Raw genomic sequence first — 8350 nt, forward strand, 5'->3', positions numbered from 1 at the left:
GAGCTCGATGGCGGGTACTGGTGTGAGAACCTGCGGCGCACGGTGGGCTTCGCTCCGGCGGTCGGGCAGTTGCTGGAGCAGCGGTATCGGGTGTTTGTCGAGGTGAGTCCGCATCCGGTGCTGACGGTCGGGGTTGGTGAGTGTGTGGACGCGGCCGAGGTGGAGGCCGTGATCGCCGGGACGCTGCGCCGTGACGAGGGTGGCCTGGAGCGGGTGCTGGTCTCGGCGGCGGAGCTGTTCGTGCGTGGTGTGACGGTGGATTGGCTGCAGGTGCTGCCGGGCGGTCGCCGGGTGGATCTGCCCACCTACGCCTTCCAGCACCAGCGGTTCTGGCCGAACGCCAAGCAGAGCGGTGACGCTCATGTGCTGGGCCTGGCCGCGACGGGTCATCCGCTGCTGGGCGCGGCGGTGGGCCTGGCCGATTCCGACGGTGTGTTGTTGACGGGCCGCTTGTCGCTCTCGTCGCATCCGTGGCTGGCCGATCATGTGGTGGCCGGGATGGTGTTCTTCCCGGGGACCGGGTTCGTGGAGTTGGCGGTGCGTGCCGGTGACCAGGTCGGCTGCGAGGTGGTCGAGGAGTTGATCCTGGATGCTCCGCTGGTGCTGGGCGAGGACGACGCGGTCGTGGTCCAGATCGCGGTGGGTGCGCCGGAGGAGACCGGTCGGCGGAGTGTGAGCGTCTACGCCCGTTCGGCGGATGCGGCCGAGGAGGTGCCGTGGGTACGGCACGCCACCGGCACGCTCGCCACGGGTAACCGGGCCGCGATGCCGTTCGACACGGCGGTGTGGCCGCCGGCCGGCGCGACCGCGATCGAGCTGGACGGCCTCTATGACCAGCTGGCCGAAGGGTTGCTCACCTACGGTCCGGTGTTCCAGGGATTGCGGGCGGCGTGGCGTGGTGCCGATGGCGCGGTGTTCGCCGAGGTGGCGCTGCCGGAGGAGGCGCAGTCGGACGCGGGGTCGTTCGGGGTGCACCCGGCTCTGCTGGACGCGGCGTTGCACGCGGTGAGTTTCGCCGGGCTGGACGCCGCGGCGGGTACGCGCTTGCCGTTCTCCTGGGACGAGGTGTGCCTGCACGCGAGTGGGGCGACCCTGCTGAGGGTGCGACTGGCCAAGGTGGGCGAGGACGCGGTGTCGCTGAGCGCGGTGGACTTCGCCGGGGAGCCGGTGGTGTCGGCGCGTTCCCTGGTGCTGCGCCCGGTCTCGGCCGACCAGCTCGTCGCCGTCGGTAGCACCCCGGCGGTGGAGCGGGACGCGTTGTTCGGGCTGGAGTGGACGCCCTCGGCTCAGATGCCGGTATCCGACGCCGAACCAGACGTGGTCGAACTCGCCGGAGAAGCCCTTTCTGACCTGGCCCTGCTGGATTCGGTGCCGGATGTGGTCATGGTCTCGGTGGGGTCGGCCGATGCCGGGGGTGTGGTGGAGTCGACGCACGCGGTGGTCGCGCAGATGTTGGAACTGCTGCAGCGGTGGTTGGCCGATGGGCGGTTTGAGGGGTCGCGGTTGGTGTTCGTGACTCGGGGTGCGGTCGAGGCGCGGGATGGTGATGTGGTCGTTGATCTGGCGGCTGCGGCGGTGTGGGGGTTGGTGCGGTCGGCGCAGTGGGAGAATCCAGGCCGGTTCGTGCTGGTCGACGTCGATGGTGATGGTGGGTTGTCGTCGTCGGTGTTGGCGGGGGTGCTGGTTTCGGGTGAGCCGCAGGTGGCGGTGCGTGAGGGTGGGATTCGGGTGCCGCGTCTGGTGCGGGTGGCGCCGGTGGGGGAGGCCGAGGGGTTGTGGGATCCGGAGGGGACGGTGTTGATCACTGGTGGTACCGGTGGTCTGGGAGGGAGTCTGGCTCGGCATGTGGTGGCCGAGCGTGGGGTGCGGCATCTGGTGCTGACCAGCCGTCGAGGTCTGGACGCTCCGGGTGCGGTGGAGTTGCAGGCTGAGCTGATCGCGCATGGCGTTGAGGTCACGGTCGCGGCCTGTGACATGGCCGACCGCGACCAGGTGGTGGCCCTGCTGGCGCAGATGGACGACGATCACCCGCTGACCGCGGTGATCCACACCGCCGGTGTGCTGGCCGACGGCACGATCCCGTCGCTCACGCCTGAGCGGCTGGAGACGGTCCTCCGGCCGAAGGTCGACGCCGTCTGGCACCTGCACGAGCTGACCCGGGATCTGGATCTGGCGGCGTTCATCACCTATTCGTCCCTGTCTGGCGTGATGGGCTCCGCAGGGCAGGGCAACTACGCGGCCGCGAACACGTTCTTGGACGCCTTGGCGCAGGTGCGCAGGGCCGAAGGGCTGCCCGCGCTCTCGCTGGCCTGGGGGCCCTGGACCCAGGACACCGGATTGACCGGCACGCTGGGCGATATCGATATGCAGCGGATCACCCGTACGGGCATGCCGCCGCTGTCGGTGGAGCAGGGCATGGCGCTGTTCGAGGCCGCTACCGCGCTGAAGCACGCGGTGCTGGTTCCGGTTCGGCTGGATCTTCCTTCGATACGCACCTACGGCGAGGTGCCGGCGTTGTTGCGTGGTCTGGTGCGGAGCGGTCGGCGGTCGGTGGCGTCGGGTTCGGTGGTGGCCGCGACGTTGTTGCAGCGGTTGGCTCCGTTGGGGGCGGCCGAGCGGGCCGAGGTGCTGGTGGACCTGGTGCGTGTCGAGGCGGCGATGGTGCTGGGTCATGCCTCGTCCGACATGGTGGAGGTGCGTCGGGAGTTTCGTGAGCTGGGCTTCGACTCCCTTACCGCGGTCGAGTTGCGTAACCGGCTGAACGCCGCGACGGGGCTGCGGTTGCCGTCCACGCTGGTGTTCGACTACCCGACACCGACCGTACTGGCGGACTTCCTGCTGGCCGAACTGTTCGGTGAGGACGCCGATGTGCGGGTTCCCGCGATGCCGGTGCCGGTGACGAACGATCCGGTCGTGATCGTGGGCATGGCGTGCCGTTTCCCGGGTGAGGTCGCCTCTCCGGAGGATCTGTGGCGGCTGGTGGCCGAGGGTGGGGACGGGATCTCCGAGTTCCCGACCACGCGAGGCTGGGATCTGGGGGCCTCGTACAGTTCGGACTACGTGCGCGAGGGTGGCTTCCTGGAGAGTGCCACGCAGTTCGATCCGGGGTTCTTCGGGATCTCGCCGCGTGAGGCGCTGGCGATGGACCCGCAGCAGCGGTTGCTGCTGGAGACGTCGTGGGAGGCGATCGAGCGGACGGGCGTGGACCCGATCTCGTTGCGCGGCAGCCGTACCGGCGTGTTCGCCGGGGTGATGTATCACGACTACGGGATGAGCGCCGCACTCCCACCGGAGGCGATGGGCTTCATCAGCACCGGTACGGCGGGCAGCGTCGCGACCGGCCGGATTTCGTACGCGCTGGGCCTGGAGGGTCCTGCGGTGACGGTGGACACGGCGTGTTCGTCGTCGCTGGTGGCGATGCACATGGCGGCGCAGGCACTGCGCTCGGGTGACTGCGACCTGGCGCTTGCGGGTGGTGTGACCGTGATGGCCACTCCGGCGGTGTTCATCGGCTTCAGCGCGCAGGGTGGGCTGGCAGGCGATGGGCGGTGCAAGTCCTTCGCTGACGCGGCGGACGGCACCAACTACTCCGAAGGCGTGGGCATGCTGGTGCTGGAGCGGCTGTCGGACGCGCGCCGCAACGGCCACCAGGTGCTCGCGGTGGTTCGGGGTTCGGCGGTGAACCAGGACGGCGCGTCGAACGGGTTGACCGCGCCGAACGGTCCCTCCCAGCAGCGGGTGATCCGTCAGGCGCTGGCAGGCGCCGGGCTCTCGGCGTCCGAGGTGGACGCGGTGGAGGCGCACGGTACGGGGACGACGCTGGGTGACCCGATCGAGGCGCAGGCGCTGCTCGCGACCTATGGTCAGGATCGGGACGAGGATCGGCCGCTGCTGCTGGGGTCGATCAAGTCGAACCTGGGTCACACGCAGGCGGCGGCCGGTGTGGCGGGTGTGATCAAGATGGTGATGGCTCTGCGGCACGGGGTGCTGCCTCGGACGTTGCACGTGGACGAGCCGTCGTCGCACGTGGACTGGTCGGCGGGTGCGGTGGAGTTGCTGACCGAGCAGGTCGAGTGGCCTCAGACGGGTCGTCCGCGCCGGGCGGGTGTGTCGTCGTTCGGGATCAGCGGCACGAACGCGCACGTGATCTTGGAGCAGGGGCCGGAGGTTTCTGAGCGGGAGTCGCGTGACCAGGGCCAGGCGCCGGGTGCGGTGCCGTGGGTGGTGTCGGCGAAGACCGAGGAGGCACTGCGGGCACAGGCCGGGCGATTGCTGACGCATGTGCGGGAGGCCGACGAGCTTGACCCGGTGGATGTGGGGTCGTCGCTGGTGGTGTCGCGGTCGGTGTTCGAGCACCGCGCGGTGGTGGTCGGTGCCGGCCGTGAGGGGTTGCTGGCGGGGCTGGGTGCGGTGGCTTCGGGTGAGCCGGTGCCCGGTGGTGTGGTCGAGGGTGTGGCCGACGTCGACGGGAAGTCGGTGTGGGTGTTCCCGGGGCAGGGGGCGCAGTGGGTGGGGATGGGTGCGGCTCTGCTGGAGGAGTCGGCGGTGTTCGCGGCTCGGATGGCCGAGTGCGCGGCGGCGTTGGAGCCGTTTGTGGAGTGGTCGCTGCTGGATGTGGTGCGTCAGGTGGAGGGTGCGCCGGGGCTGGATCGGGTGGATGTGGTGCAGCCGACCTCGTTCGCGGTGATGGTGTCGTTGGCGGCGGTGTGGGAGTCGCTGGGGGTTCGTGCGGATGCGGTGGTGGGGCATTCGCAGGGCGAGATCGCGGCGGCGGTGGTGGCCGGCGGGTTGTCGTTGTCCGATGGTGCGCGGGTGGTGGCGTTGCGGAGCCGGTTGATCGGTGAGCGGTTGGCGGGGTTGGGGGCGATGGCGTCGGTGGCGTTGCCGGTCGAGCGGGTTGAGGCCGTTTTGGTGGATGGGGTGTCGGTGGCGGCGGTGAACGGTCCGAACTCGGTGGTGGTGGCCGGTGAGGTCGCGGCGGTCGAGGAGCTGGTCGAGCGGTTGTCGGCTGAGAATGTTCGGGTGCGGCGGATCGCGGTGGATTACGCCTCGCATTCGGCGCAGGTGGATCTGATCGCCGAGGAGCTGGCAGCGGTGTTGGCGGAGGTGAGCCCGGGTTCGGTGCGGGTGCCGATGCTGTCGACCGTGACCGGTCAGTGGCTGGAGGGTCCGGAGCTGGCAGCCGGTTACTGGTGTGAGAACCTGCGGCGCACGGTGGGCTTCGCTCCGGCGGTCGGGCAGTTGCTGGAGCAGCGGTATCGGGTGTTTGTCGAGGTGAGTCCGCATCCGGTGCTGACGGTCGGCATCGGCGAGTGCGTGGACGAGACCGACGCCACCACCGTGATCGCCGGGACGCTGCGCCGCGACGACGGTGGTCTGGACCGGGTGCTGGTCTCGGCGGCGGAGCTGTTCGTCCGTGGCGTGACGGTCGACTGGCAGCAGGTGCTGCCGGGCGGTCGCCGGGTGGATCTGCCGACGTACGCCTTCCAGCACCAGCGGTTCTGGCCGAACGCCAAGCAGAATGGTGATGCTCGCGTGCTGGGGCTGGCCGCGACGGATCACCCGCTGCTGGGTGCGGCGATGCCGCTGGCCGATTCCGACGGAGTGGTGTTGACGGGTCGGTTGTCGGTGAGTGCGCATCCGTGGCTGGCCGATCACGTGGTGGCGGGCTCGGTGGTGGTGCCGGGGTCGGCGTTCGTGGAGTTGGCGGTGCGGGCCGGTGACCAGGTCGGCTGCGACGCGGTGGAGGAACTGACGCTGGAGGCGCCGCTGCTGCTGGGGGAGGGCGAGGCGGTCGCGGTGCAGGTCTGGGTGGGCGCCTCTCAGGAGTCGGGCCGTCGGACGGTGAACGTGTACGCCCGTTCGGCGGATGCGGTCGAGGAGGTGCCGTGGGTGCGGCACGCGACCGGCGCTCTCACCGCGGGTGCTTCGCCTGCCGTGCCGTTCGACGCGGCGGTGTGGCCTCCGGCCGGCGCGGCTGCGATCGAGCTGGCGGGGCTGTACGAAGAGCTGGCGGAGGAGGGCTTGGCGTACGGCCCGGCGTTCCAGGGATTGCGGGCAGCCTGGCAACGTGATGACGAGGTGTTCGCCGAGCTGAGTTTGCCGGAGCAGACCGGTGATGCGGCTTCGTTCGGGCTGCACCCGGCGCTGCTGGACGCGGCGCTGCACGCGGTGGCCTTCGCCGGGCTGGAGCCGGTGGAAGGTGGCCGGTTGCCGCTGTCATGGGGTGAGGTGTGCCTGCACGCGGGCGGGGCGTCGGTGCTGCGGGTACGGCTGGCCAGGACGGGCGGCGATACGGTGTCGCTGGTGGCGGTGGACGCGGCCGGGGCGCCGGTGGTGTCGGCCCGGTCGGTGGTGCTGCGGCCGATGGCCGCCGAGCACTTGGTCGGCTTCGACCCCCGTGAGGCCAGGCAGGACGCGCTGTTCCGGGTGGAGTGGTCTGCCGTGAGTGGCCTGCCGCTGACCGACGAGGTGCCGGTGGCGCTGCTCGGTGTGGACGCCCTGGGGCTTGCCCCCGCGTTGCTGGCGGCCGGGGACGTGGTGCCGGTGCATGCGGATCTGCCCGCGCTGGCCGAGGCGGGTCCGGCCCCGGCCGTGGTGATGGTGGAGGTGCTTTCCGAGTCCGCGGCCGGGGTGGTGGAGTCGGCGCATGCGCTCACCGCCCACGTGCTGCATCTGCTGCAGCGGTGGTTGGCGGATGAGCGGTACGCCGATTCGCGCCTGGTGTTCGTCACCCGGGGCGCCGTCGCGACCGACGATGGTGAGGTGGTGGCTGACCTTCCGGCCGCTGGGGTGTGGGGCCTTGTCCGCAGTGCTCAGTCGGAGAACCCAGACCGGTTCGTACTGGTAGACATGGATGACCAGGAGTCCTCGCTGCCGACCCTGCTCGATGCATTGCCGAGAGTGCTGGCTTCAGGTGAGCCGCAGGTGGCGGTGCGCGAGGGTGAGGTGCGGGTTCCGCGCCTGGTGCGGATGGCGCCAGGATCTGACGTTGGCGACGAGGCGGGCCGGGTCTGGGATCCGGAGGGAACTGTCCTGGTCACCGGTGGTACGGGTGGTCTGGGTGCGTTGTTCGCGCGGCATGTGGTGGCCGAGCGTGGGGTGCGTCATCTGCTGCTGACCAGCCGCCGGGGCCTGGACGCTCCCGGTGCGGTGGAGTTGCGGGCCGAGTTGATCGCGCATGGGGTCGAGGTCACGATCGCGGCGTGCGACATGGCCGATCGGGATCAGGTGGCGGTGCTGCTGGCGCAGATCCCGGTCGAGCACCCCCTGACTGCCGTGATCCACACAGCCGGTGTGCTGGCCGACGGCACGATTCCGTCGCTGACTTCGGAGCGGTTGGATGCGGTGCTGCGGCCGAAGGCCGACGCCGCCTGGCATCTGCACGAGCTGACCCAGGGGTTGGACCTGGCCGGGTTCGTGATGTTCTCCTCGTTCGCCGGGGTGATGGGCAACGCCGGGCAGGGCAACTACGCGGCGGCGAACGCGTTTGTGGACACATTGGTCCAGGCGCGTCAAGCTGCGGGACTGCCGGGGTTGTCGCTGGCCTGGGGCCTGTGGGAGCAGGAGACCGGGATGACCGGAGGGCTCGGGACGATCGATCTGCAGCGGATGGCGCGGGCGGGGATGCCGGCGCTGTCGGCCGAACAGGGGGTGGCGGCGTTCGAGGTGGCCACCACGTCGGGTCGGGCGACGGTGGTGGCGGCGCGGCTGGATCTTTCGGTACTGCGCACGTTCCCCGAGGTGCCGCATCTGATGCGGGGCCTGGTCCGTGTGGGGCGCCGCTCGGCGGTCTCCGTTCTCGCGGGCGGGGAAGCGGAGCTGGTGCGGAGGCTGGCGGGGCTGGGTGAGTCCGAGCAGGTTCGGCTGGTGGTGGAGCTGGTGCGGGCGCAGGCGGCGGCGGTGCTGGGGCACGACTCGGTGGACGCGATCCGGCCGGGACGGGAGTTCCGTGAGTTGGGCTTCGACTCCCTGACCGCGGTGGAGTTGCGCAACCGGCTCAACGCCGTCACCGGGCTGCGGTTGCCCGCCACCCTCATCTTCGACTACCCCACCCCGGCCAGCATTGCCGAATACCTCCTGGAGGAAATCGCGCCCGGAGCGGACACCACGGTGGAGCTGTCGTTGCTGGCCGATCTCGACCGCTTCGAGACCGCTCTTTCCGGCTACACGCTCGACGAACTCGCCCGGAACGGCATCTCGACCCGGCTGCGGCACCTGCTGACGAAGGTGAGCGAGAGCGGTACGGAAACTAGTGAAATCGCTGTCGCGGGCATGCTCGAATCGGCGAGTACCGAGGAAATCCTCAGCTTCATCGACAACGAACTGGGCCGCTCGAAAGATCTGTGAT

The 8350-nt window shown here is 70.2% G+C and carries 1 protein-coding gene; it reads left to right on the forward strand.

Translation table 11 applies throughout. From position 1 onward, the window contains the following. On the forward strand, positions 1–8349 hold an 8349-nt coding region (locus tag AB0B96_RS37225), incomplete at its 5' end, for an SDR family NAD(P)-dependent oxidoreductase (protein WP_362906538.1). Between the last annotated feature and the right edge of the window lies 1 nt (position 8350).

Origin of the sequence: Streptosporangium sp. NPDC049046 (genome assembly GCF_040649155.1) — a bacterium.
Classification (GTDB): domain Bacteria; phylum Actinomycetota; class Actinomycetes; order Streptosporangiales; family Streptosporangiaceae; genus Streptosporangium.